General features: G+C 72.2%; 21 protein-coding genes, 1 tRNA gene and 1 riboswitch. Of the genes, 10 read left to right on the top strand and 12 right to left on the bottom strand.

The window, feature by feature from the left end:
* The first annotated feature begins 46 nt into the window (after nt 1-46).
* Nucleotides 47-120: transfer RNA gene (locus ACNYS0_RS21810), tRNA-Gly, on the top strand.
* A gap of 49 nt (nt 121-169) precedes the next feature.
* Here the strand turns inward: ACNYS0_RS21810 and ACNYS0_RS21805 are convergent.
* From ACNYS0_RS21805 to ACNYS0_RS21795, 3 genes are all read right to left on the bottom strand, one after another.
* Nucleotides 170-475 (bottom strand): putative quinol monooxygenase, encoded by a 306-nt coding sequence (locus tag ACNYS0_RS21805; protein WP_422476026.1) that lies wholly within the window; start codon nt 473-475, stop codon nt 170-172.
* A gap of 212 nt (nt 476-687) precedes the next feature.
* Nucleotides 688-2,010, bottom strand: a complete 1,323-nt coding sequence (locus ACNYS0_RS21800; RefSeq protein WP_422476024.1) for an MFS transporter — start codon at nt 2,008-2,010, stop codon at nt 688-690.
* Nucleotides 2,011-2,178: 168 nt separating this feature from the next.
* Entirely contained in the window at nt 2,179-3,879 is a 1,701-nt protein-coding gene (locus tag ACNYS0_RS21795) for a PucR family transcriptional regulator (RefSeq protein WP_422476022.1), read from the bottom strand.
* 132 nt (nt 3,880-4,011) lie between these two features.
* Between ACNYS0_RS21795 and ACNYS0_RS21790 the strand changes: the two genes are divergently transcribed.
* The 5 genes from ACNYS0_RS21790 (at nt 4,012) to ACNYS0_RS21770 (ending at nt 8,864) form a co-directional block, all read left to right on the top strand.
* Nucleotides 4,012-4,743 (top strand): ANTAR domain-containing protein, encoded by a 732-nt coding sequence (locus ACNYS0_RS21790; RefSeq protein ID WP_422476020.1) that lies wholly within the window; start codon nt 4,012-4,014, stop codon nt 4,741-4,743.
* Nucleotides 4,744-4,748: 5 nt separating this feature from the next.
* Nucleotides 4,749-5,507 (top strand): ANTAR domain-containing protein, encoded by a 759-nt coding sequence (locus tag ACNYS0_RS21785; RefSeq protein WP_422476018.1) that lies wholly within the window; start codon nt 4,749-4,751, stop codon nt 5,505-5,507.
* Nucleotides 5,508-5,626: 119 nt separating this feature from the next.
* Nucleotides 5,627-5,761: a hypothetical protein gene (locus ACNYS0_RS21780; protein ID WP_422476016.1), complete on the top strand. Its 135-nt coding sequence runs from the start codon at nt 5,627-5,629 to the stop codon at nt 5,759-5,761.
* Between the two features lie 50 nt (nt 5,762-5,811).
* Nucleotides 5,812-6,279, top strand: a complete 468-nt coding sequence (locus ACNYS0_RS21775) for a hypothetical protein (RefSeq protein WP_422476014.1) — start codon at nt 5,812-5,814, stop codon at nt 6,277-6,279.
* 89 nt (nt 6,280-6,368) lie between these two features.
* Nucleotides 6,369-8,864, top strand: coding sequence for a polysaccharide lyase family 8 super-sandwich domain-containing protein (locus ACNYS0_RS21770; RefSeq protein WP_422476012.1), 2,496 nt, complete (start codon nt 6,369-6,371; stop codon nt 8,862-8,864).
* Between the two features lie 11 nt (nt 8,865-8,875).
* On the opposite strand, the gene cobN is transcribed toward ACNYS0_RS21770, so the two are convergent.
* Nucleotides 8,876-12,676 (bottom strand): cobaltochelatase subunit CobN, encoded by a 3,801-nt coding sequence (cobN, locus tag ACNYS0_RS21765; RefSeq protein ID WP_422476010.1) that lies wholly within the window; start codon nt 12,674-12,676, stop codon nt 8,876-8,878.
* A 54-nt stretch (nt 12,677-12,730) separates the two neighbouring features.
* A riboswitch (cobalamin riboswitch) is annotated at nt 12,731-12,824 on the bottom strand.
* Between the two features lie 97 nt (nt 12,825-12,921).
* Here cobN and cobG point away from each other — a divergent pair.
* From cobG to cobJ, 3 genes are read left to right on the top strand one after another with little or no spacing between them, the layout of a single operon-like run.
* Nucleotides 12,922-14,199, top strand: coding sequence for a precorrin-3B synthase (gene cobG / locus ACNYS0_RS21760; protein WP_422476008.1), 1,278 nt, complete (start codon nt 12,922-12,924; stop codon nt 14,197-14,199).
* An 8-nt stretch (nt 14,200-14,207) separates the two neighbouring features.
* The gene (locus ACNYS0_RS21755; RefSeq protein ID WP_422476006.1) at nt 14,208-14,858 is read left to right on the top strand and encodes a precorrin-8X methylmutase; all 651 of its coding nucleotides are present in this window, start codon (nt 14,208-14,210) and stop codon (nt 14,856-14,858) included.
* The gene (cobJ, locus tag ACNYS0_RS21750) at nt 14,855-16,393 is read left to right on the top strand and encodes a precorrin-3B C(17)-methyltransferase (RefSeq protein ID WP_422476004.1); all 1,539 of its coding nucleotides are present in this window, start codon (nt 14,855-14,857) and stop codon (nt 16,391-16,393) included. The genes ACNYS0_RS21755 and cobJ overlap by 4 nt, the downstream gene beginning before the upstream one ends.
* 249 nt (nt 16,394-16,642) lie before the next feature.
* Here cobJ and ACNYS0_RS21745 read toward each other — a convergent pair whose 3' ends face one another.
* Nucleotides 16,643-17,377 carry a cobalt-precorrin-6A reductase gene (locus ACNYS0_RS21745; protein WP_422476002.1) on the bottom strand — a complete coding sequence of 245 codons (735 nt, stop codon included), beginning with the start codon at nt 17,375-17,377 and terminating at the stop codon, nt 16,643-16,645.
* An 11-nt stretch (nt 17,378-17,388) separates the two neighbouring features.
* On the opposite strand from ACNYS0_RS21745, the gene ACNYS0_RS21740 reads away from it, so the two are divergent.
* Nucleotides 17,389-18,528, top strand: coding sequence for a cobalt-precorrin-5B (C(1))-methyltransferase (locus ACNYS0_RS21740; RefSeq protein ID WP_422476000.1), 1,140 nt, complete (start codon nt 17,389-17,391; stop codon nt 18,526-18,528).
* Here ACNYS0_RS21740 and ACNYS0_RS21735 read toward each other — a convergent pair.
* From ACNYS0_RS21735 to ACNYS0_RS21705, 7 genes are all read right to left on the bottom strand, one after another.
* On the bottom strand, nt 18,513-19,538 hold the full coding sequence (locus ACNYS0_RS21735; protein WP_422475998.1) for a hypothetical protein: 1,026 nt from the start codon (nt 19,536-19,538) through the stop codon (nt 18,513-18,515). The genes ACNYS0_RS21740 and ACNYS0_RS21735 overlap by 16 nt on opposite strands.
* A gap of 70 nt (nt 19,539-19,608) precedes the next feature.
* Nucleotides 19,609-20,118, bottom strand: a complete 510-nt coding sequence (locus tag ACNYS0_RS21730) for a SigE family RNA polymerase sigma factor (RefSeq protein ID WP_422475996.1) — start codon at nt 20,116-20,118, stop codon at nt 19,609-19,611.
* 84 nt (nt 20,119-20,202) lie between these two features.
* A complete protein-coding gene (locus ACNYS0_RS21725; RefSeq protein WP_422475994.1) occupies nt 20,203-21,495 on the bottom strand; it encodes an ABC transporter permease in 1,293 nt (430 codons plus the stop codon).
* Nucleotides 21,492-22,196 (bottom strand): ABC transporter ATP-binding protein, encoded by a 705-nt coding sequence (locus ACNYS0_RS21720; RefSeq protein WP_422475992.1) that lies wholly within the window; start codon nt 22,194-22,196, stop codon nt 21,492-21,494. Before ACNYS0_RS21720 ends, ACNYS0_RS21725 begins: the two co-directional genes overlap by 4 nt.
* Nucleotides 22,193-23,671, bottom strand: a complete 1,479-nt coding sequence (locus ACNYS0_RS21715; protein ID WP_422475990.1) for a peptidoglycan-binding protein — start codon at nt 23,669-23,671, stop codon at nt 22,193-22,195. Before ACNYS0_RS21715 ends, ACNYS0_RS21720 begins: the two co-directional genes overlap by 4 nt.
* 60 nt (nt 23,672-23,731) lie before the next feature.
* Nucleotides 23,732-24,688, bottom strand: coding sequence for a hypothetical protein (locus ACNYS0_RS21710; RefSeq protein WP_422475988.1), 957 nt, complete (start codon nt 24,686-24,688; stop codon nt 23,732-23,734).
* Nucleotides 24,689-24,837: 149 nt separating this feature from the next.
* Complete coding sequence (locus ACNYS0_RS21705) at nt 24,838-25,236, bottom strand: hypothetical protein (protein WP_422475986.1); 399 nt, start codon at nt 25,234-25,236, stop codon at nt 24,838-24,840.
* Nucleotides 25,237-25,509: the final 273 nt, after the last annotated feature.

Below are 25,509 nucleotides of genomic sequence, written 5' to 3'. Positions count from 1 at the left end.
TGGGGTACAGTGTCGGCAGTACGGATCGCCTCAACGGCCGTACCGCGCGGGTGTAGTTTAATGGTAGAACATAAGCTTCCCAAGCTTAGAGCGCGAGTTCGATTCTCGTCACCCGCTCCACGAAGAAGCCCCAGGCCAGCGGCCCGGGGCTTTTTGCTGTGCGGACTCTTCAGGGGAGTTTGTGGGCGAGGACGTCGAGGGTCTCGACGGAGGGCGGCTGGGCGAACAGTTCGTCGGCCCGTTCCATCAGTGCGCTGCCAAGGCGGCCGGCGAGATGGGCCTGGCGTGCATCGTCGTCGGGAAAGGCGTCGAAGATGGCGAAGGTGGACGGGCCCAGGCGCACGGCGAACCAGGCAAGGGTGCCGGGCTCCTCCTGGACGATGGCAAGGCCCTCGCGGAGAAAGGCGGCGACCTCTTCCTCCTTGCCGGGCAGTGCCTCGACCTGTACGTGCAGCGCGACGTTGATGTCTGCCATGAGAGGGCTCCTTTACCGTGCTCGGCCACCCGGGAGCGGCAGGGCACCGAAGTGAACGGGTGGCCTGGAACGGGTTTCCCGTATGGACGCGTTCATTCCCCATTGTCCACCTTTTCCCGGTTCATGGTCTCGGGCGCCTCTAGGTGTGGGAGAGCGGGTTCCGTCAGCTCAATGGAAAACCCCAGGCCCAGGGCCTGGGGTTTTTCGTGTGTTCAGATCGTGTCCAGGTCGCGGCTGCGGGTTTCCGGGAGGGCGAGGGCGCAGAGGAGGGAGAGGAGGGCCATGCCGCTCATGAACCAGCCGCCGACGGAGGCGCTGTAGGTCTCGGCCAGGGCCGTGACGACGAGGGGGGCCGCGGCGCCGCCGAGTACGCCGCCGAGGTTGTAGGAGAAGCCGGCGCCGGAGTAGCGCAGGCGGGTCGCGAAGAGTTCGGGCATGTAGGCGCCCGCCGGGCCGTAGATGATGCCCATGCAGAGCAGGGCCCCGCTCAGGGCGACGGCGATGAGGACGTAGTTGCCGGTTTCGAGGAGCGGGAAGAGGGCCGCACCCCAGACGACGCCGAACGCGGCGCCGCCGATGATGAGTTTGCGGCGGCCGACGCGGTCCGACCAACGGGCCACGGCGTAGGTGGAGATGCCGAGGACCGTGACGGCGACGAGGGTCAGGAGCAGCATGTCGTTCTTGGGGATGCCCAGGTCGTCGGTCGTGTACGTCATGCAGTACGTGGCCGCCGTGTAGAACATCACGTAGACGACGGTGATCATGCCCGCGCCGAGCAGCATCTCCTTGGGGTGCTTGCGGAAGGCCTCGGCGAGCGGGGCCTTGGCTGTTTCCTGTTCCGCCGTGACCTTCGCGAAGGCCGGGGTTTCGGAGATCTTGAGGCGGATGGCCAGGCCCACCGCGACCAGCACGAAGGACAGCAGGAACGGGATGCGCCAGCCCCAGCTGTCGAAGGCCGCGTCGTCCAGGAGCGACGACATCAGCAGGAACGTGACGGTGGCGGCGAAGTAGCCGACGGGTGAGCCCATTTGGGGGGCCGCGGCGTACAGGCCGCGTTTGCCCTTGGGGGCGTGTTCCACGGCGAGGAGGGCCGCGCCGCCCCACTCGCCGCCGAGGCCGAGGCCCTGGATCAGGCGGAGCAGGACCAGGAGGACCGGGGCAAGCACGCCGAGGGTGTCGTAGCCGGGAAGCAGGCCGATCAGGCCCGTGGACAGGCCCATCATCAGGAGCGAGACGACCAGGACGGCCTTGCGGCCGACGCGGTCGCCGAAGTGGCCGAAGATCGCGGCGCCCAGCGGTCGCGCGGCGAAGCCGACGGCGAAGGTGGACAGCGTGGCCAAGGTGCCCGCTGCTTCGGAGAGTTCGGGGAAGAAGGCCTCGTTGAGGACGAGCGCGGCGGCGGTTCCGTAGATGTAGTAGTCGTAGAACTCGATGGCCGTGCCGATGAAGCTCGCCGTGGCGATCCGGCGCATGCCGGACGGCGGTGTGGCGGGGACGGTGCCGCCCGCGGTGGCGGGCGAGGCGGATGAAGGCATGGGCCGGCCTCCGGAGGGGGCGGTGAGGGTCAGGGACTCCGTCGCGGAAGGCGAATGAACCGCGAACCGCGAACTGGGTGTGAACCTAAGGCGGTACGTGCGCCCCGCCCCTTGTCCGCTCGGACAGTGCTCGGGGCCCCCGAGTGTCCGGCCCGACAGGGTTCCGGTTCAGGCGCCGGGGAACGCCGGGTCGGTGAGATCCCGCGCGTCCAGGTCCAGGCGGAGCTGGAGGGTCGCGGCAAGCCGGTGTTCGGGGTCGTCGAGGTCGAGGCCGGTCAGTGCCACCGCCCGGCGGACCCGGTAACGCAGGGTGTTGGGGTGGACGTTGAGGCGCTTGGCGACAGCGGTGACGTCACCGAACGCGTCGAGGTAGAGGAGCAGGGAGCGGGCGAGGTCGGTGCCCTGGTCACGGTCGCGGATGACGAGCGCGGCCACCGCGGGGAAGCGGAGCCGCGGGGAGCGGTCGAGGAGTTCCAGGGTGTCGCGGATCAGGAGCGCCGGGGCGAGGCGGGTGTGGGTGCCGACGGTCGTCTCGGGTGTGCGGGCGAGGAGTTGCAGGGCGCGGTGGCCGCGGAGCTTGACGGCCGGGACGTCGGCGAGGCGCTCCGCGCGGCCCGCGAGGACGGCCTGGACGCGGGTACCGGTGAGGCGGCGCAGCGTGGCGACGAGTTCGTCGGCCCAGCGGACAAGGGGGGCTTCGTCCTCGTACGAGGACGGTGTGGGCGGCGAGGACGCAGCCGTCGGCAGCACCGCGTAGATCTGGCCGCACGCCTGCGCCACCAGCGCGTTCTCCCGGTGCGCCGCCACATGCACGGACACGATCCCCGCCGCCTCCGCCCGCCGCGCGTCGGCCCGCAGCGCGTCGCCGTCCTCGGCGGGGTCGCGCAGGTCCACGGCGACGACATCGGCCCCGGCCGCCGGGTCGATGCCGAGGTGGGCGGCGAGCGCAGCGGCGTCGAAGCGGCCGGTGAGCAGGCCGTGGCTGAGCTCCTCGCGGGAGGCGAGGCGGGCGCCCGGGTCGCCCTGGAAGTAGTGGTCGACGAGTTGGACGGCGGCGATCCGGGCGGCGCCGCGGAGCAGTTGCGGCGACCGTTCGGCGAGCGGCCTCGCGCCCTCCTGGACCCAGATGGTGCCGAGCGGACGGCGCCCGGCGTTGACGCCGATCACGAGGCGGCGGCGGGCGCCGAGGTCCGGCTGTTCGTCGACGGTGACGACCTCGTCGCCGGCCCGGACCCGCTGATGGACGCCGAGGCTGCGCAGCAGCGCGAGGTACGGCTCGGGGCAGCTGCGGCCGAGGATGGTGGCGCGGCGCAGTTCGTCGGCCTCGTCGACGGGTCCGGCGTACGCGAGGACGCGGTGCGCGCCGTCCTCCAGGCTGACCAGACCCTGCGTGAGCGTGGCCACGGTCTGGGCGAGGGAGAACAGGTCGCCGCTGCGGCTCGGGGCGAACTCCCCTGCGGGCGCCGCCAGTACGGCGCGGATCTCGGCCTCCGCGAGGTCCCAGCGCAGCCCGCGCGGCAGCCCGATGACGGCGGTCCCGGTGCCCTCCGCCGCCGCCCGCACCGCCTCCGGCAAGCCGTCGTCGCCGACCCGCACCGCGAGCGCGCCCGCGCCCGCTCCGGCGGCCGCCGCGACCATGTCCACGGCCTCGGCCTCCCGCGCGCCGACCGCGAGCACCAGGGCCCCGGCCGCCCCGTCGAGCGCCTCGCCCGGTTCGGCGATGACCACGTCGTGGATCTCGGCGTCGTCCGGCCCGCACCACACCGGCCGCGGCTCCAGCACGTCCGCGAGGCGTCGCACCACGGCACGTACATCGGCACGCACGTCGGCCCGGCCGCGGGCCCCGGTCTCCAGAGGTCTGTCGTCCACCCGGGCAGCGTAGACACCTGCCCTGTGCCGTGGAACGGCCGCGGGTTCCGGGCTCCCCAGTACTCTTCGCTTGGCCGATGGACGCGACGGACGAGTCGTGGGACGGAACGGGGACAGGTGATCAGTGACGGCATGGCCGAGGTACTGCGCTCCCTGCGCCTGTTGGATGCCGGGGGCGATCCCGGCGCGGCCTGTGCGCGGGCCCTCGGGGTACCGGGGGTGGCGGCGTCCTTGCTGGTGAAGGCGGGGCAGGGGGCCGAACCGTTGTGGTGCCACCCCGAGCTGAGCGGGCGGTTCGAGGATCTCCAGTTCACGCTGGGCGAGGGCCCCGGGCCCGACTCGCTGCGCGACGGAGTGCCCGTCCTCGAACCCGATCTGCGGCTGGTGCCGCCCGGCCGCTGGCCGGCGCTGCTGCCGTCGGCCAGGGAGCTCGGCGTGCTGGGCGTGAACTGCTTCCCGCTGGGCGTTGGCGCCGTGCGACTCGGGGTACTCACCGTTTTGTGCGACGGCAAACCTCTGTCGGACCAGCAGTACGCCGACGCCACCGCACTCGCCGCGGCGCTCACCTCCGCGGCCCTGAGCGGGGACCCGGTGGACGGGTCGAGCGGACTCCGGCGCGCCGCCGTGCATCAGGCGACCGGGATGATCAGCGTGCAGCTCCACGTGCCTGTCGCCCAGGCCCTGTTGCGGCTGCGCGCCCACGCGTTCGGTACCGGGCGGCCACTCGGCGAGGTGGCGGACGATGTGGTGGCCCGCAGGATCCGGTTCCATCACGAGGGGGAAGATCGTGACGACGACGCTGGAGGAGACATGAGCGGGCCGGACTCTCCCGGAGACATCTCACCCGAGGACAGAAGGGAGTGAGCGGCATGGCTCGCGAGCAGCGGCTCGCGGAGGTGTTCGTCGAGGTGACGGACTCCCTCATCGCCGACTTCGACGTCATCGACATGTTGCAGCGGCTCACGGCCCGCTGCGTGGAACTGCTCGACGTGTCGGCGGCCGGTGTCATGCTCGCCGACGTGCACGGCCGGTTGCAGGTCGTCGCGGCGTCCGACGAGCGGTCGAAGACCCTCGAACTCTTCGAGCTCCAATACGACCAGGGTCCGTCCCTGGAGTCCCATCGCTCCGCCCGCGCGCTCACCAATGTCGACCTGACGGATCCCCTGGCCACCGCGGACTGGGGGCAGTTCACGCGCCGGGCCCGCTCCAGCGGCTATCGCACCACGCACGCGGTGCCGCTGCGGCTGCGCGATCAGGTCGTCGGCGCGCTGAGCCTCTTCCAGACGTCCACGACGCCGCTGCGGACCGACGACGTCGCGCTCGCGCAGGCGTTGGCCGACGTGGCCACGATCATCGTGCTCCAGCAGCGTTCCCTGGAGCAGGTGCATCTGGAGAAGAGCCAGGTGGAGCGGGCGCTCATCAGCCGGATCGTGATCGAGCAGGCGAAGGGGGTGCTGGCCGAGCGCTGGGGCACGTCGGTGGACGAGGCGTTCGAGGCCTTCCGCCGGTACGCGCGCTCCCGGCAGCTGCGTCTCTCGGAGTTCGCGGCGACGATCGTCGACGGCTCGTTCGACACGAAGGTCGTCCCGCCGCCGGGGCCGGACGAGTCGGCGAACCGCGGCGCCTGAGCGCGACACCGGCAGACGGCAGTACGGCGGCGGCCCCGGACGAGTGCGACTCGTCCGGGGCCGCCGCCGTGCTCAAGGCCGGTCGAGGTCAGCCGCGGATGTGCGTGTGGTGCGAGGTGATGACGCACGAACCCGTGCTGGTCGCCGAGGTGCACCAGGGCACGGGCCCCGGCTTCAACGTGTACGCGTGCCCGCCGTGCGCCGAGTGGACCCAGCCGCACGAGGCCGACCGTTCTGAAGGAGCAGCACAATGACGACACCCGAGGCGGTCGCCCTACTGGGGCGCCGACGCTTAGCCACGCGTATGCGCAACGCGCTGGAGACCGACGCCCGCCGCGCCATGCGTGCGCAGGCCATCGGCGGGGAGCGGGTCCGCTGGCGAGTAAGGGGGCAGACCAACGTCTCCTTCACACCCGACCGGTCCGGCTTCCTCACCCCCGACTTCCTGATCCGCCATGGCAGCGACACCGTGCTGGTGGGCGAGGTGCTCGACGGCTCGGACACCATCAGGCACATCGAGTGGAGGAAGGCCCGGTACGCGGACGCCGGGATCCCCTGGTACTGGGAGGTCGAGCTCGACGCCGACGGCCCCCGAGACATCACCTGCGTACGGGCCTACGGACTGGCCACCGTCGACCGGGCCGGGCTCGTCGTCGAGCCACGGCGCCCCATGGTGTACGTCCCCGTCGGCGAGTGGGAGCCGGACGGCCTCGGAATCGAGTTTCCCGAGCCCTTCGCCATGAGCATCGGCTGGGAGGACCTGGCGTTCTGAGTCGCCGCCCCTTCCCCAGGATCTTCCGGTCTGCTTGACTCCGGCCGCGCGTGCCGATCGTGGGCGAACGACGGAGGGACGGACGACCGATGGAGATCACCCGTAGACGTCTGCTGAGTGTCCTCGCCGCGAGCGGGGTGCTCGCCGCCGTGCCCACTCAGTGGGCGAGCGCGGCTCAACTCGCTGACGGGGCGGCGCGGTTGCTGGCCAATGCGACCGAGATGTTCGCCGGGAACGCCGCGTCCAACGCGCGCGAGGAGACCGCCGGCAAGCTGGCCGCGATCGAGAAGACGGCCCGGACGAACCTCGCCGCCATGGACGCGGCATCGGGCGACGGCGAACTGTTCAAGGGCGTGCCGCTCGGCACCAGCGACCCGAACCTCAACACCACGTATCAGCGGGTGTACGAGATCGCGCTCGCGACCGCAACGCCCGGCATCTCCGGTGACCTGTACGGGAGTTCGGCCGTCCGCACCCGTGTCGTCGATGCGTTGACGTGGCTGCACGAGCGGTACTACGGCGACCAGTCCAAGGGCTATTACGGCAACTGGTTCACCTGGGAGATCGGCGTCTCGCAGCACGTCAGCCGCGCGCTCGTGCTGCTCGGGGACGCCGCGCCCGCCGAGCTGACGGCCACGTACATCGCCTCCATGGACGCGTACCTGCGCAACGGCAAGGACGGCGACGTCGACCTCGACTCGCGCTTCCACACCGGGGCCAACCTCGCCGACATCACCACCAACCGCATCCTCCAGGGCGCCCTCACCGGCGACGAGGCCCGCATCCGCAAGGCACTCACCGACCAGCTGACGGTCTTCGCGACGGTCGACCCGTACCACCTCCGGCACGGCGTGACCGACGGCCACTACGCCGACGGGTCCTTCATCCAGCACTCCTCCGTCGCGTACACGGGCTCGTACGGGAAGGGCCTGCTCACGCGCGTCGTCCAGACGCTGAAGCTGCTCGACGGGACCGGGTTCGCCTACGGCGAGGAACTCGTCCCCACCGTGCGGAAGTGGGTGCGCGACGGGTTCGCGCCGCTGATCTTCGAGGGCTGGATGATGGAGGCGGTGAAGGGGCGGGCCGTGTCACGCACGGGCAGCGGGTACGCCGATTCCGCCACGGTCGTCGAGGCGGTCGTCGACCTCGCGTCGCTGTCGACGGGGACGGAGGCCGGGGCCCTCAAGGCGTACGTGAAGCACATACGGGCCACGTCGAAGGCGAACCTCGACCCGGCGACGTTCGTCTCGCCGCTGAGCATCGTCCGGTACGCCGACATCCTCGCGGACTCCGGCGTCCGCCCCGCCGACCTCAACCCGCCCGCCCGCTCCGTCGCCTTCAACGCCATGGACCGCACGGTGCACCGACGTCCCGGATACGCGTTCACGCTCTCCCGCAGCTCGTCGCGCATCAGCAAGTACGAGTACATGAGCGGCGAGAACCTGATGCCGTGGTTCCAGGGCGACGGCTCCCACTACCTGTACCTGGCGGGCCAGGACCAGACCCAGTCCTTCGGCGTCGACTACTTCACCACCGTCTCCCCCTACGGCCTCGCGGGCGTGACCGCGCCCGTCGAACACCGGGGAACCGTCCCGGAGTTGTACGGCGGCAAGCTCTTCTACGACAACCCGGACCACCCGCTGAACTTCACCGCGTCGTCCGAGTCGCAGAACAAGTACGTGTACTTCCCGACGGCCACGCAGGCGTACTCGGGCGGGGCCGTCCTTGACGGCACGTACGGGGCCGTCGGCTGGGTCGCGTCCGACGACGTGCCGTGGCGGGACAAGCGTGCGGGGCTGCTTCCGGACGACTTCGTGGCGTACCGGAGCGCGCGGGCCACCAGGTCGTGGTTCCTGCTCGACGACGAGATCGTGGTGCTCGCGGCCGGGGTCGGGGACGCTCCCGGCGGCGGGCGGGCCGTGACGACGACCCTCGACGCGCGCGTGGCACCCGCGGGGGACGCGGTGACCGTGGCCGAGGGCGACGGCTGGGTGCGCTGGGCGGACGGGACGCGGGACGCGGCGGTCGGCTACGTGCGCCTGGCCGGGCCGGAGGCGAAGCCCCGCCTCGAAACGGTGACCCGCAGCCGCCGCGTCGTCCGCACCTCGAACCCCGACACGGCGGTCACGAAGCAGGTGTTCTCGCTGACCGTCGAGCAGGCGGCCGGGGCGAAGCCGGTCTCCTTCGCGTACGCGCTGCTGCCGAACGCGTCGGAGTCGGCGGTGCGGACGTACGAGGGCGCGCGGGTGCTCACCAACACGACGAACACGCAGGCCGTCCGCCACGACGGGCTCGGGCTCACCGCCGCGAACACCTTCACCGGCGGCGCGCACCGGGTGGCCGGACTCGACGTCGAAGGGCCCGCGTCCGTCCTCGTACGGCAGCGGAACGGCGGGGTCGCGGTCGCGGTCTCCGATCCGACCACCGAACGGGACACCGTCTCGGTCGTGATGCGCGGCCGGACGCTGCGCAAGGCCGAGGGCGACGACGCGGTGCGCGTCACCGCCGTGCCGGGCGGAACCCGGCTCGACGTCGACACGCACCACGCGTACGGACGGAGCTTCGGCGTGACGCTGCGAGCCTGAGGACCTGACGACTACTCGTCGGACTCCAGGTCGCCCTCCGTCTCCAGGTACACCTGGCGGAGGGCCTCCAGCGTCTGCGGGTCCGGCTTCTCCCACATGCCGCGCGACTCGGCCTCGAGCAGCCGCTCCGCGATGCCGTGCAGGGCCCACGGGTTGTTCTCGGAGAGGAACTGGCGATTCGTCTCGTCGAGGACGTACGTCTCGGTCAACTTGTCGTACATCCAGTCGGCGATGACGCCGGTCGTGGCGTCGTAGCCGAACAAGTAGTCCACCGTCGCGGCGAGTTCGAAGGCGCCCTTGTAGCCGTGGCGGCGCATCGCCTCGATCCACTTGGGGTTCACGACGCGGGCCCGGAAGACGCGGGACGTCTCCTCGACGAGCGTGCGGGTCTTGACCGTCTCCGGGCGGGTCGAGTCGCCGATGTACGCCTCGGGGGCGGTCCCTCGCAGAGCGCGCACGGCGGCGACCATGCCGCCGTGGTACTGGAAGTAGTCGTCCGAGTCGGCGATGTCGTGCTCGCGGGTGTCCGTGTTCTTGGCGGCGACCGCGATGCGCTTGTAGGCCGTCTCCATCTCGGTGCGGGCCGCCTTGCCCTCCAGGCCGCGGCCGTACGCGTAGCCGCCCCACACCGTGTAGACCTCGGCCAGGTCGGCGTCCGTGCGCCAGTCCTTGGAGTCGATCAGCTGGAGCAGTCCTGCGCCGTACGTGCCCGGGCGCGAGCCGAAGATACGGGTCGTCGCGCGCCGCTCGTCGCCGTGCTCGGCGAGGTCGGCCTGGGTGTGCGCCCGTACGTGGTTGATCTCGGCCGGTTCGTCGAGCGACGCGGCGAGGCGCACCGCGTCGTCGAGGAGGCCGATGGTGTGCGGGAACGCGTCGCGGAAGAATCCGGAGATCCGGAGGGTGACGTCGACGCGGGGGCGGTTCAGTTCCTCGTACGGGATCGGCTCCAGGCCGGTGACGCGGCGCGAGGCGTCGTCCCAGACCGGGCGGATGCCGAGGAGGGCGAGGGCCTCCGCGATGTCGTCGCCGGCGGTGCGCATGGCGCTGGTGCCCCACAGGGACAGGCCCACGGAGGTGGGGTAATCGCCGTTGTCGTCCTTGTACCGGGTGAGGAGGCTGTCGGCGAGGGCCTGCCCGGTTTCCCAGGCGAGGCGGCTCGGGACGGCCTTCGGGTCGACGGAGTAGAAGTTCCGCCCGGTCGGCAGCACGTTCACGAGCCCGCGGAGCGGCGAGCCACTCGGCCCTGCGGGGACGAAGCGGCCGTTGAGGGCACGGACGGCGTTCTCCAACTCGTCCGTGGTGGCGCTCAGCCGCGGGATGACCTCGCGAGCCGCGAACTCCAGGATGGCCGCAACGGGGTCGGCGCCCTCGTCATCGGCGCGCTGCACCGTGGGCCGCCTTGCCCACCCTGCCGCCCCAGGCGGCAGATTGCCCAAGGCGGGGGCGACCTCATCGGCCCCTTCGGCGTCGGCGGGCATTTCAAGCCCCTCCGGCGATTGAGGAGCGGGGTCCGGGGCGGAGCCCCGAGGCGTGGGGGGAAGCGCGGCGAGGGCTTGCGGTACCGCATCCGGGTCCCAATCCGCCGCCTCCATCGCCTCGACGAGGGCGCGGGCCACCGCCTCCGCGTCGTCCGCCGCGGAGCGGGTCGCCGCGGACTCGTCGAGGCCCAGCGCCTCCCGCAGACCGGGAAGCGCCTGGTTGCCGCCCCAGATCTGCCGGGCCCGCAGGATCGCCAGGACCAGGTTGACCCGGTCAGGACCGGAGGGCGCCGCGCCCAGGACGTGCAGGCCGTCGCGGATCTGCGCGTCCTTGACCTCGCACAGCCACCCGTCGACGTGGAGCAGGAAGTCGTCGAAGCCGTCGTCGTCGGGACGGGCCTCGAGACCCAGGTCGTGGTCGAGCTTCGCCGCCTGGATCAGCGTCCAGATCTGGGCCCGGATGGCCGGCAGCTTCGCCGGGTCCATCGAGCTGATCTGGGCGTATTCGTCGAGGAGTTGCTCAAGGCGGGCGATGTCGCCGTAGGAGTCGGCACGGGCCATCGGCGGCACCAGGTGGTCGATGAGCGTGGCGTGCACGCGGCGCTTGGCCTGGGTGCCCTCGCCCGGGTCGTTGACCAGGAACGGGTAGACGAGGGGGAGGTCGCCGAGCGCCGCGTCCGGCGCGCACGCCGCCGACAGGCCCGCGTTCTTGCCCGGCAGCCACTCCAGGTTGCCGTGCTTGCCCAGGTGGATCATCGCGTCCGCGCCGAAACCGCCGTCGGCCGAGGCCGCCGCGATCCAGCGGTACGCCGCCAAGTAGTGGTGGGACGGCGGGAGATCGGGGTCGTGGTAGATCGCGATCGGGTTCTCGCCGAAGCCGCGCGGCGGCTGGATGAGGATGAGGAGGTTCCCGCGGCGCAGCGCCGCGAGGACGATGTCGCCCTCGGGATTGCGCGAGCGGTCCACGAACATCTCGCCGGGCGGCGGGCCCCAGTGCCGCTCGACGCTCTCCCGCAGTTCCTGCGGCAGCGTCGCGTACCAGCGCTTGTAGTCGGCGGCCGGGATGCGGACCGGGTTCTTCGCGAGCTGTTCCTCGGTCAGCCACTCCTGGTCGTGACCGCCCGCGTCGATGAGCGCGCGGATCAGCTCGTCGCCGTCGCCGGAGGCCAGGCCGGGGATCTCGGCCCGGTCCCCGAAGTCGTACCCCTCGTCGAGGAGCCGGCGCAGCAGCGCCACCGCGGATGCGGGGGTGTCGAGGCCCACCGCGTTGCCGATGCGCGAGTGCTTCGTCGGGTACGCGGACAGGACGAGCGCGAGCTTCTTGTCCTGCGCCGGGATGTGCCTGAGGCGGGCGTGCCGTACGGCGATCCCGGCGACGCGGGCCGCGCGCTCGGGGTCGGCGACGTACGCCGGGAGCCCGTCCTCGTCGAGTTCCTTGAAGGAGAACGGGACGGTGATGAGGCGGCCGTCGAACTCCGGCACCGCGATCTGGCTCGCGGCGTCGAGCGGCGAGACGCCCTCGTCGTTCTCCTCCCAGTCGGCACGGGAGGAGGTCAGGCACAGGGCCTGGAGGATCGGCACGTCGAGCTGGGTGAGCGCGCCCGCGTCCCAGGACTCGTCGTCGCCGCCCGCGCTCGCCTCGGCGGGCTTCGTGCCGCCCGCCGCGAGGACCGTCGTGACGATCGCGTCGACCGGGCGCAGCGCGTCGATCAGCTCCGGCTCGGGGGCCCGCAGCGACGCGACGTACAGCGGCAGCGGCCGGGCGCCGGCGCGCTCGATCTCGTCGCACAGGGCGTGCACGAACGACGTGTTGCCGCTCATGTGGTGGGCGCGGTAGTACAGCACGGCGACCGTGGGGGCGCCGTCGTGCCGTGTGGCGGGCTCGCGCTCCAGCTCGCCCCAGGTCGGCGCGGCCACCGGCGGCTCGAAGCCGTGGCCGGTCAGCAGCACCGTGTCGGAGAGGAAGCGGGCCAGGTGGTCCAGGTTCTCCGGACCGCCGTGCGCCAGGTACTTGTGGGCCTCGGCCGCGATGCCGACGGGGACCGTGGACGAGGCCATCAGCTGGGCGTCGGGAGCCTGTTCACCGGTGAGGACGACCAGCGGCATCCCGGCGGCGGTCAGCCGGTCGATGCCGTCCTGCCAGGCGCGGACGCCGCCGAGGAGGCGTACGACCACCAGGTCCACGCCGTCGAGGAGGCCCGGCAGGTCCGTTTCCACGTCGATGCGGGAGGGGTTCTCGAAGCGGTACGCGACCGGGGCACCCGCGGCGTTGGCCGCACGAGCGCTGAGCAGGTCGGTGTCCGACGTCGACAGGAGCAGGAGCTGCTGAGGCATGCGTCGTCTGGCCTTCCTCGGGGTGTCCGCGCCCCGGGTGGTCGTTGATGCAGGGAGTTCCTGGCTCGCTCTCCGGGTGGAGAGTTCACAGTGGCGGGACCGCGCCGGATTCGCACCGGGCTTCCTCCCCTGCCGCCGTCGCCGGCGACGGCCGACCGGGTCCGGGCAGCCACCGAGCATCGTACGGTGCCGGGCGACGACCTGGTACGGGGTGGTGGAAAGAGCCCATAGGTATGCTCCCCGGCATGTCCCCCTCCCCCATATCCGTCCCGGGCACCGGCTCGGGCGACGCCTGCCCCGGTGCTTTGCGTCTGCACAGTGCCGATGACGGGTTCCTCGCGCGGGTACGAATCCCCGGCGGGGTACTGACCGTGGTCCAGGCTCGGGCGCTCGGCGACACGGCGGAGCGGCTCGGCGACGGGATGCTGCACCTCACCTCGCGAGGGAATGTGCAACTGCGAGGGTTGCGCGAAGGGTGCGGGGGTGAGCTCGCGGAGGTGCTCGGGGCGGCGGGGCTGCTGCCGTCGGCGGCGCACGAGCGGGTCCGCAACGTGGTGGCTTCGCCGCTGTCCGGGCTCGACGGTGGCGGATACGTGGACGTACGGGACTGGTTGACCGGGCTCGACGCGGCGCTGTGTGCGAGTTCCGTCACGCCGGAATTGTCCGGTCGGTTTCTGTTCGGTCTTGACGACGGGCGGGGGGACGTCGCCGGTCTCCGTCCGGATGTGCTGGTCCGCGGGATGCCGTCGGGGGACGCGGAAGTGTCGGTCGGCGAGGCGCGGTTCCGGGTTCCGTTCGACAGCGCCGTGGTCGCGGCGATCGCCGCGGCGGAGGTGTTCGTCGCGCTCGCGCGGGAGGCCGGGGGGCGGGTGTGGCGGGTGGCCGAACTGGACCTTCCCGCGCACGAGTTGACCCGCCGCCTGTCCGCCCACCCGTCGTTGACGCCTCGGGGCTCCGCCCCGGACCCCGCTGCTCAATCGCCGCAGGGGCTTGAAAATGCCCACCCGCCGGGGCCTGATGAGGCCGGTGGCGTCGGCGCCTTGGGCAGTCCGCCGCCTGGGGCGGCAGGGTGTGCAAGGCGGCCCACGGTGCCGCGCGCCCCTGACGACGGCGTCAGCCCCGTGGCGACTGTTCCGTTCGGGGCCATTGGGGCCGGCCAATGGGACGCCCTCGTCACGCTCGCCGAGCGGCTTCCGCAGCAGGAGCTTCGGCTGACGCCCTGGCGCAGCGTCGTCGTGCCCGGTGCCACGCAGGCGCAACTTGCCGGTACGGGGCTCGTCGTCGACCCCGCGTCCCCGTGGAACCGCGTAGCGGCCTGCATCGGGCACCCCGGCTGCGCCAAGTCGCACGCCGACGTCCGCCGCGACGCCGCCGCCCGCATCGACGACGCCCACCCGACCCTCCCCACCTACTGGTCCGGCTGCGAACGCCGCTGCGGCCACCCCGTGGGCCCTTACGTAGACGTCGTGGCGCAGCCCGGCGGCGGATACACCACCACCGTCCCCCACCACCCCGAGAGCTGAGAGCAACCGTGTTCGACTACGAGAAGGACGGCGCGGCGATCTACCGCGAGTCCTTTGCCACGATCCGCGCGGAAGCCGCGGACGGACTCGCGGCGCTGCCCGCCGACGTCGCCCAGGTGGCGGTCCGCATGATCCACGCCTGCGGCCAGGTGGATCTCGTACAGGACATCGGCCACTCGACCGGCGTCGTGGCGAACGCGCGCGCCGCGCTGCGCGCCGGGGCGCCCATCCTGTGCGACGCCCACATGGTCGCCAGCGGCGTCACCCGCAAGCGGCTGCCCGCCGACAACGAGGTCGTCTGCACGCTGCGGGATCCCCAAGTGCCCGATCTCGCCCGCGAATTGGGGACTACGCGCAGTGCCGCCGCGCTCGAACTGTGGCGTGACCGGCTGGACGGCGCCGTCGTCGCCATCGGCAACGCGCCCACCGCGCTCTTCCACCTCATGGAGATGATCGCGAAGGGTGCGCCGAAGCCGGCCGCCGTGCTCGGCATACCCGTCGGCTTCGTCGGCGCCGCCGAGTCCAAGGAGGCCCTGGCCGGGAACGAACTCGGCCTCGAACACCTCGTCGTGCGCGGTCGGCGCGGGGGCAGTGCCATCACCGCCGCCGCACTGAACGCCATCGCGACCGAGGCGGAGATCATGGAGGACCGGTCATGAACGACTCCCCTTCCCAGCAGGGTAACCCTCAGCAGGGAAAGCTGTACGGCGTCGGGCTCGGGCCCGGCGACCCGGAGTTGATGACCGTCGCCGCCGTGAAGGCGATCGCCTCCGCCGACGTCATCGCGTACCACTGCGCGCGCCACGGGCGTTCCATCGCCCGCTCGATCGCCGCGGAGCACATCCGTGAGACGCAGATCGAGGAGCGGCTGATGTATCCGCTCACCGTCGAGACGACCGATCACCCCGGCGGCTACCGGGGCGCGCTCGACGAGTTCTACGAGGAGGCGGCGGCCACCCTCGCCGCGCACCTCGACGCGGGGCGCACCGTCGCCGTGCTCGCCGAGGGCGACCCGATGTTCTACGGCTCGTACCAGCACATGCACAAGCGGCTCGCCGACCGGTTCGAGACGACCGTCATCCCCGGTGTCACGTCCATCAGCGCCGCCGCCGCGCGGCTCGGGCAGCCGCTGTGCGAGGACAAGGAGACGCTGACCGTCATCCCCGGCACGCTGCCGGAGGACGAGCTGTCCGCGCGGATCGCCGCCGCGGACTCGGCGGTCGTGATGAAGCTGGGGCGTACGTTCACCAAGGTGCGGGCGGCGATCGAGGGTTCGGGCCGGCTCGACGATGCCCGCTACGTCGAGCGGGCCTTCATGGAGGGTGAGCGCACGGGTGCGCTCGCCGACATCGACCCGTCCTCCGTGCCGTACTTCTCCGTCGCCGTGCTGCCCTCCCGCGTCGACGCGGAGCCGGTCGTGGACCCGGAACCGGCGCGCGGCGAGGTCGTGGTCGTCGGCACGGGGCCCGCGGGCGCGCCGTGGCTGACGCCGGAGTCGCGAGGCGCGCTGGCGAACGCGGACGACCTGGTCGGGTACACGACGTACCTCGCGCGCGTGCCCGGGCGGCCGGGGCAGGTGCGGCACGGTTCGGACAACAAGGTGGAGTCCGAGCGCGCGGAGTTCGCCCTCGACCTGGCGCGGCGCGGGCATCGGGTCGCGGTGGTCTCCGGGGGCGACCCCGGGGTCTTCGCGATGGCGACGGCGGTGCTCGAAGTGGCCTCGGAGGAGCGGTACTCGGGGATTCCCGTGCGGGTCCTGCCGGGGGTGACCGCGGCGAACGCCGCCGCGGCGAAGGCGGGCGCGCCCCTCGGCCACGACTACGCCACGATCTCCCTCTCCGACCGGCTCAAGCCGTGGGAGGTCATCGCGGAGCGTCTGCGGACCGCTGCCGCGGCGGATCTGGTGCTCGCGCTCTACAACCCCGGGTCGCGCAGCCGTACGTGGCAGGTGGGCAAGGCCCGTGAGCTGCTCCTTGAGCTGCGGCTTCCCGACACGCCTGTCGTGCTCGCGCGGGATGTGGGCGGGCCGGAGGAGGCGGTCCGGGTCGTGCGGCTCGCGGACCTGGATCCGGAGGTCGTCGACATGCGTACGTTGCTGATCGTCGGGTCGTCGCAGACCCAGGCGGTCGTCCGTGCGGACGGCCGGACGGTGGCGTGGACCCCGCGCCGCTACCCCGAACCCGGCGCCATGTGACACCCACCCGTGGCCGACGCCACGGGGCTCCGCCCCGGACCCCGCTGCTCAATCGCCGCAGGGGCTTGATTTGGGGCTCTGTCCCAAGCCCCGCGCCTCAATCGCCGCAGGGGCTTGATTTGGGGCTCCGCCCCATACCCCGCGCCTCAATCGCCGGCGGGGCTTGAATTTGCTCACCTTGCGCCGCAGGTGGGTGTTTCAAGCCCCTGCGGCGATTGAGCAGCGGGGTATGGGGCAGAGCCCCAGCCTTTAGGGCACCGTGGCGTGGAGCCACTCCGTTGCCGCCTCCACCGTGGTGGCCACCGGGACTCCCTCGGGGACCGGGGGGCGGCGGACCACGATCACCGGGATGCCCGCCTCGCGCGCGGCGACCAGTTTCGGGGACGTCGCCGCGCCACCGCTGTCCTTGGTCACCAGGACGTCGATGGCGTGCTCCGCGAGGACCGCGCGTTCGCCGGACAACGTGAAAGGACCTCGGTCGAGCAACACCGACATCCGCGGCGGAGCCGGCGGCTCGGGCGCGTCCACGGACCGTACGAGGAAGTCCGCGTCGTCGACATCCGCGAACGCGGCGAGACCCATTCGGCCCGTCGTGAGGAAGACCCGCCCCGCCCCCCGCACGGCGGCCGCCGCCTCCGCCAGGGAGCCGACCTCCCGCCAGTCGTCCCCCGCACCCGGCACCCAGCCGGGCCGCCGCAGCGCGAGCAGGGGAACATGGGCGGTGGCGGCGGCCCGCGCCGCGTTGAAACTGATCGTCTCGGCGAAGGGATGGGTGGCATCGATGACCGCGTCCACGGCGTGCTCGCGGATCCACTCCGCCATGCCCTCGGCCCCGCCGAACCCGCCGATCCGCACCTCACCGGCCGGCAGCCGGGGCGCCGCGACGCGCCCCGCGAGCGAACTGGTCACGCGGACCCGCGGGTGCAGGGCCTCGGCCAGGCCCCGGGCCTCGGTCGTCCCGCCGAGAATCAACACGTGCGGCATCGGGGAACTCCATGAGCGGTGAGACAGAGGCGAAGGGTGGGCGCGGTGCCCAACTCAAGCACACCGGTCTGCGACCCGGCTGGACGACCGGCGCCTGCGCGACCGCCGCGACCACGGCCGCGTACACGGCGCTGCTGACCGGCGAGTTCCCCGACCCGGTGACGATCACCCTGCCGAAGGGCCAGACGCCGTCGTTCGCCCTGGCGGTCGAGTCCCACGACGGGGACTCGGCGACGGCGGGCGTGGTCAAGGACGCGGGCGACGACCCGGACGTCACGCACGGCGCGCTCGTACGGTCCACGGTGCGACGCCTCCCACCCGGCGAGGGAGTGGTGTTCAAGGCGGGCCCCGGCGTCGGCACGGTCACCCGGCCCGGACTTCCGCTGCCGGTCGGCGAACCCGCCGTCAACCCCGTCCCCCGCGAGATGATCCGCACGCACCTCGCGGAGGTCGCGGCCGCGCACGGCGCCCCCGGTGACGTGGAGGTCACCCTCTCCATCGACCACGGCGAGGAGATCGCCCGCTCGACCTGGAACCCGCGGCTCGGGATCCTCGGCGGGCTGTCGGTGCTCGGCACGACGGGGATCGTGGTGCCCTACTCGTGCTCGGCGTGGATCGACTCGATCCGCCGGGGCGTGGACGTGGCGCGCGCCGCGGGCCGTACGCATGTCGCGGGCTGCACCGGCTCGACGTCCGAGAAGACGGTCGTCCGCGAACACGCCCTGCCGGAGGACGCGTTGCTCGACATGGGCGACTTCGCGGGGGCCGTCCTGAAGTACATCCGCCGCCACCCGGTCGACCGGCTGACCATCTGCGGCGGCTTCGCCAAGCTGTCCAAGCTGGCGGCGGGCCACCTGGATCTGCACTCGGGGCGGTCACAGGTCGACAAGGGGTTCCTGGCGGACCTGGCGCGCAGGGGCGGGGCGTCGGAGGCGCTCGCCCAGGAGATCTCCGAGGCCAACACCGGTCTCGCGGCACTCCACCTGTGCACGGCGGCGGGCGTCCCGCTGGGCGACCTCGTCGCCGACACGGCCCGCGACGAGGCCCTCGCGGTGCTGCGCGGCGCCCCGGTCGCGGTGGACGTCATCTGCATCGACCGGGCGGGGAACGTGGTGGGGCGCAGCGCCGTCGCCGGTCACGACAGGCTCTGAGCGTCCTCGTTCACGGACGGGTCCACCCACGGCTGCCACTTCGCGCTCGTGGCGACGGCCGCCACCTGCGCGGCGCTGAGCGGCGGGGCCGCCACGACCGCCGGGCCGTGCTTGCCGTCCGTGCTGTTGGAAGCGGTGACGACGACGCGGGTGCCGTCCTTGCGGAGTACGTCGCTGGTGCGCCGCACCAGCTTCCCGGACCTTTCCTCGTAAGTGATCCGCACGGAGCCGTCCGCGAGGTTGCGCGCGTCGCAGGAGGTCTGCCGCACCCCGCTCTCCCGGCGGGCCTCGCAGGAGTAGAAGGTCTGGAGCTGCGCCTTGGTGACCGGGCGGAGCGCCTTGCCCTTCCCCGAGGCGCCCTCCCCCGACTTTCCCGACGCTTCCTTCGCGGCCGCCGACTTGTCCGGAGCGGTGGTGCCGCTCTTGTCCTGCTTGCCGTTCCCGTTCCCGCCTTCCGCGTTCTCGCGCGCGGCGTCCTTGCTCAGCGCGTCGGCCGTGGCGAGCTGGAAGCCGCCCTCCACGCTCACCGTCACCTCCGAGCGGCCGCCTTCGCCGGTGACGAGCAGCCGCCCGCCCGCGTTCGCCGCCCGCTTCCCGCCCGCCGGACCGTCCCACCACTGGTAGCCGCCGGTGGCCGGGGCGCCGGGAAGCAGCGACGTGAGGACGGCCACGGACGCCTTCCCGGTGAGGGCCTCCTTTCCGGCGGGCGCGGAGACCCGCGCGGCGGCCGGCGAGAAGTCGGGGAGGGTGACGACCGTGTCGGGGCCCCGGGCCACGGACGTGCCGTCACCGCCGCCCGGCAGGATCACGCCCGTCAGCGCCCCCGTGGTCAGCCCCGCCGCGAGGGTGAGGCCCGCGGAGGCCCACAGGGCCCGCCTGCGCCGCCGCATCCGTCGCCCCCTGGCCAGGCCGCCCGCCACCAAGTCGGTTCCAGGAAGCGGGAGTTCACGGCCGTACGTCTCAAGGAGCTGCCCCACGCGAGGCGCGAACTCCTGCTCTTCCCCGTTCATGGGTGAGTCCATGGGTGAGTTCATCGGCGAGTTCATGGCCGATCGGTCCCTTCCCCTCAGTGATCAGCGATCAGTGACTGACGAGAGCGTCGTACTCGCCGCCCAGCGACGCGCGGAGCTGCGCCAGCGCGCGCATGCTGCGGATCCGCACGCTGCCCGCGCTCATCCCCAGGTCCGCGGCCGCCTGGGCGACGCTGCGGTCCTCCCAGTAGCGCAGCACGACCACGGCCCGGTCCTTCGGCGTCAGCTGCGCCAGGGCCCCGGCCAGGGCGATCCGCAGGGCGGGGTCGTGGGAGGCGGACGGGTTGTCCGGCAGCCGGTCCACGGGCTTCTCGTACGTCCGATGCAGCCGGACATGCGAGAGGTAGGTGCGCATCAGCATCGTGCGCACGTACGCCTGTGGACTGTCCGCCTTGCGGACCCTCCCCCAGGACACGAAGACCTTGCCCAGAGTGGTCTGCACCAGGTCCTCGGCCAGATGCCAGTCGCCGCAGACGAGAAAGGCGGACCGGAAGAGGCGCGGGCTCACGGCTCGCATGAAGGACTCGATCTCCGCATCCCTACGAGCTGATCCACCCATGGGTCTCCCTCTCCCGACAGCGCGTCCGCTCCCACATCAGTCATGACGCCGCGGGCCCGCCGCCGCGTTACGCGCCCGCCCGGACTATCGGCGCAGCGCCTCCGCCGGCTGGATGCGGGAGGCCCGCCACGCCGGGTAGAGACCGGCCACGAGGCCGGTGACCAGACCGATGACGGGGGCCGCCGCCACCGTCGTCGGATGGACCACGGGCGTCCAGTCGCGCGCGACGGCGACGCCCACCACCGTCAGGGTGCCGAGGCTGGTGCCGATCAGCCCGCCGAGGGCGCCCAACGCCCCCGATTCCGCGAGGAATTGGAGCGTGATGTGGCCGCCCCGCGCACCGAGCGCCCGGCGCAGCCCGATCTCACCGGTCCGTTCGAGGACGGCGACCAGGGTGGTGTTGGCGATCCCCACCGCTCCGATGACCAGGCAGATCGCGGCGAGCAGGAGGAAGAGCTGCTGAAGGTCCGAGGTCACATGGGAGCGCAGTGTCCTGGGGTCGGGCGGCGGCTCGGCCTTGAAGTACTCGGGGTGGTCGGGGCGCAGCGCCGTCGGCGCCACCTTCGCCACCTGCCGCGCCGCGCCGATCTTCGTGGAGATGAGCATCTTCGCGCCGCCCGCGCCGGGTTCGCCCCACAGCTTCACCGCGGTGGAACGGGGGACCACGACCGACAGCAGCAGATCGGCCTTGCGCTTCACGTCGTCGATGATCCCCACGACGGTGAACGGCTGGTCCCCGATGAAGATCGCGGGGTTCGTCTCCAGCGTCGTGATCCCGAGCCGCGAGGCCATCCCGGCCCCGATCATGACGACGGGCTGCGCCGTGCGCTCCGCGTAGGCGTCGTACACCCGGCCCTGCGCCACGTGCGGGACCGCCGCCTCGATGACGCCGGGCGAGGCGGCGACGATGTCCGCGCGCTCACCCGACGCGGCGTCGCCCACCGGCGAGGAGCGGATCGTCGCGTCGGTGCCGCGGGTGTCGACCGTCCAGTAGACACCCGCGTGTTCGACGCCGGGCAGCCGCTCGACCCGGGCGTCGGAGTCGCGCGGGAACGCGAGGCGGACGAACTCGTTCTGGTCGATGCCGATGTCCTCGATGTCGACCTCGGTCGCGCTCAGGATGTTGAAGCGCTCGTCGATCTGGGAGGACGTGGTGGCGGTGAGACCGAGGATCGCCACGAAGGTGCCCACCCCGAGGACCGTGCCGAGCGCGGTGAGCGCCGAACGGGCGGGCCGCTGCAACATGCCGGCGACGGACTCGCCCAGCAGGTCGCGCGGGGAGAGGACGGAGGGGGCGACGGGGCCCGGCGCGCGGCGCCCGCCGAAGCGGCGCCACGGCCACCGTACGGAGGGCCCGCGGCGTCTGCGGTGGTTCACGTCGCGGCCACCTGCTCGTGGAGGATCCCGTCGCGGATGGCGACGGTGCGTGCGCCGCGCGCGGCGACGGTGGGGTCGTGGGTGATCACCAGGACCGTCATCCCCGCCCCGTGCAGCTCTTCGAGGAGGCCGAGGACCGATTCCGCGTTCTTGCTGTCGAGGTTGCCGGTCGGCTCGTCGCAGAGCAGCAGCGAGGGGCGGGAGACCAGGGCGCGGGCGATCGCGACGCGCTGGCGCTCGCCTCCGGACAGCCGGGTGGGCAGGGAGTCGACGCGGTGGCCGAGGCCGACCCGCTCCAGGGCGTCCCGGGCGCGGTCCGCGCGCTCGGCGCGCGGCGTGCCGTTGTAGACCATGGCGAGCAGGACGTTCTCGGACGCGCTGCGGTGCGGCAGCAGATGGAAGGACTGGAAGACGAACCCGATGCGGCGGCCGCGCAGCGCGGTGCGGTCGCCGTCCCTGAGCGTGCCGATGTCGATGCCGTCGAGCAGGTACGTGCCCTCGGTGGGGGCGTCGAGCAGTCCCACGATGTTCAGGAAGGTCGACTTCCCGGAGCCGGACGGGCCGATCACCGTGACGAACTCGCCCTCCTCGATACGGATGTCGCAGGGCCTGAAGGCCGGTACGGGTGGCGGGCCCGGGTAGGTGAGACCCACCTGACGGAACTCGATGACGGGGGCGTCCGCCCGCCCGGCGGGCGTCATCGCCCGGCCCCGGTGGCGGCCGACTTCACTCCCGTGACCACCTCGTCGCCCTCGGCGAGCCGTTCGCCGGCGGCCGGGGTCACCGCCACGAACCCGTCCCCCGACGTTCCCGTGCGCACCTCCACCCGGCGCTGCCCACCGCCTTTTTGACGTACCGTCACGACGGTGCTGCCGTCGCCGGCCGAGGAGACCGCCGTCACCGGCACCACCAGCGCCTCGCCCTTCGTGGACGCCGCCTCGACGGTCAGCCGGACGTCCTGCCCCACCGTGTCGCCGGGCAGCGCCTTGTCCGGGGCGACCACCATCAGATAGCCCTGCGCCGCGCCGTCGCCGCCGGAGCCCGAACCCGATCCGGCACCGGCGCCTTCGCCGGAACCGGCCTCGGTCCCGCTTGCCCCCTGTGCCGCCCCGCCGTCCTGGGCTGCGGCCATGGTGTCCGCCACCGAGCGGACCGAGGCGGTCGTCGTGAACCCCGTCGCCTCCGAGCGGATCTCCACCTTCTGCCCGGCCCTGACCAGGCCCTTCTGGGACTCCTGGAGGTAGCCGTCGACGGCGAGGCGGCCCGCGGAGACCGTCATCACCTTGCCGGTGGCCGTCGAGCCGAGCACCGCGTTCACGCTGTCGACGCGGGCGGGGAAGCCGGACAGATACACGACCTCCGAGGCGGGCAGCATCGGCCCCGCCGCCACCTGCGCGCGCTCCAGCCTGCCGCGCGCCAGCTCGAGATCCTCCGCGGCCCGGTCCACGGCCTTGCGCGTCTCGTCGTCGGCGTGCTTGTCCCGGGCGTCCTTGGCGTCCTCCCATGCGCGGTCGGCCGTGGTGACGGCGTCCTGCGCGGCCTGCACCGTCGCGGCGCCGTCGCTCTGCGCGGACACCGGGCTGTAGCCGATCGACGCGTAGAACGCGGCGAGGGCGCTCTTGGTCCCCGCCCCGAACGTCCCCGAGGCGTCCCGCCCGGTCGCGTGCCCCAACCCCGCGAGCGCGCGCTGGAGTTGGGCGACGTCGGCGCCCTTGGAGCCCGGCTTGAGGTCGCGGTAGACGGGCACCTTGCCCTTGAGGGCGAACACCGGGCGGCCGGATATCTCGGTCAGCACCTGCCCCGCCTGGATCCGGGTGCCCACCGGCCTGGGCGCCTTGGTGACCACGGAACCGGTCGTGCCCTCCGTGCCGCCGCCGGCCGGTGCCACGTCGACGGTCTGTCCGGCCACCACCGTGCCCCGCAGGATCACCGAGTCCTTCAGCACCCGCTTCTCGACCGGGGCGGTCAGTACGGCCTCGGGCGGCGCCTTCGCGTCCGCCGCGGCCTGCGCGGGGGACTTCACGACGAACGAGGCCGCGATCCCGGCCCCGGTCAGCAGCACCGCCGCCGCGGCCACGACCGCCACCCACTTCCGCTTCCGCGACAGACCCCGGTCGGCGGCTGCGAGGGGTTCCTCGGAGGTCAACGGGCGTGCCTGATCTACTGGTTGGGACACGGCACCTCTCCAGACCGAGCCATCTCTTCGACTGCTTGACGCTCCGGGAGCGCCCCGGCGTTACGAGACCTCGGCCATCAGCTTGAGCTGCTTCTCCTTGGCCTTCTTCGCCTCGGCGAGGGCCTGCGCGTTCTGCTCGATCATCTGGTTCTGGTAGGCGACCTCGACGGTGTACCAGGTCCCGACGACGTTGTACTTGACCTTGCAGGCGACGTCCGCCGACGCGACCCGGCGCTCCTTGGCAGTGGCGACGGCGGCCTTCTGCCACTGGGGGTCGTCCCCGGCCTTCATCGGGTCGGCGTAGGTGTAGCCCTGCTTCTTCATGCAGGCCGACCACTTCGCGAAGGCGGCGCGGACGCGTTCGTCCTCGTAGGACTTGGCCCAGCTGTTGGTGTTGACCTTGGTGGCGGTCGCGTCGCCGCCGTAGGACTGCTCCCCGGAAGCGCCGAGCTTCGCCCGCGCCTCCCCGATGCAGCCACCGGCGGGGACCTTCTTGCCCTGGTAGTCCTGGCCGCCCTTCGCGGCGGTGGACCCGGGCTTCACGTTCGGGTCGTCGGTGCCGGTCAGCACCATGTTGGCCGTCCGGCTCAGCTCCTGCGGCTTGGTCCGCCGCGCCGTCTTCCCCGAACCGACCGGCTTGTACCCGTGGGTGGCGACGGCGTCGGCGTCCGTCACGCCGTACCGGAACTGCGTACGGCTCTTCGGCCGGAACGCCTGCTCCGCCGCGGGCACCCGGTACGCGATGCCGAAACGCTCCATGCACCTCTCGCGCAGCGTGAACTCGGCCTGCTGCATCTTGTCGAGCTGGTCGTCGCTCATCAGATACGCGTCGATAGGCAGCGACTTGTCCGTGACCGAGGTCAGCTTCGGCACGGAGGAGACCTTGGGAATGCCCGTACCGCCCTCGGACGACGCGTTCGCCGATCCGTCCGCGTCGTCACTGCATCCGGCCAGCACCGCGACGGCGACCGTCGCTCCGAGCAGGGCCAGGGGAAGGCGGAAGCCGCTGGTGCGCATGATGGTGAACGTCCTTGACCTGTTTGAGGTTCGGCGAAGAGGGGACTCGCTAGAATTCCGGCCGCGGAGGTGCGCTGCCCAGCTGCATTGGGCAGCGCACCTCTTGCTCGAACGGGCGCGGCTCGCTCAGCCCGCCAGGAGCGGTCGGCCTAGTAGAACTTGCCCGACGCGTTCTCGTTCTTCAGCGACGTGTTCAGGTTCGCCGCACCACCGGCCGCGATCGACTGGGACACACCCGAGTAGTTGCTGTTGTAGTAGATGCGGATTCCGTTGTAGAAGTCCCAGTTGTCAACGGAGGCGGTGTTGTTCTTGACCGGGAGACCGGCACCCGCACTGCCCGCGGCACTCGCGCTGAAGTAGTAGCCCGAGTAGTTGGCGATGTTGAAGTACTGCCGGTAGAAGGCGCCGGAGTAGTTGCTGTTGTAGTACAGGCAGGCGTAGCCGCTGGTGCAGGACTCCGCCGCCATGGCCGTACCGGACGTGCTGAGGGCCGTGCCGACGCCGGCCAGGGCGACCGCCGAGGCGACGGCCAGATTTCTGAGGCGCATGGACTTCCTTTCAGGGTGTCTGGAAAGCACGAAACGAGCAGCCGACAGCGGTCGCGGCCCGGTCTCCAACTGCCCCGCTGAAAAGGGAAGTTGGGTACGTCCGACCGCATCGAATCGCTTCGACCGCCACGGCTCGGCCCGAAACCTAACTCCCCCGGCACCCCGGTAGCGAGATCCACTTTCCCCGTGGCCAGAAACCGGCTGTCCGGCGCACGGCGGTCACCCCGGCGAAGCCGTCGCGCACGTGAAAGGGCACGTCAACGACGTCGGTCC

The sequence above is a fragment of the Streptomyces anthophorae genome (assembly GCF_049310305.1).
In the GTDB taxonomy this organism is placed as follows: Bacteria; Actinomycetota; Actinomycetes; order Streptomycetales; family Streptomycetaceae; genus Streptomyces.
This window is presented reverse-complemented; position numbering and strand designations above follow the sequence as displayed.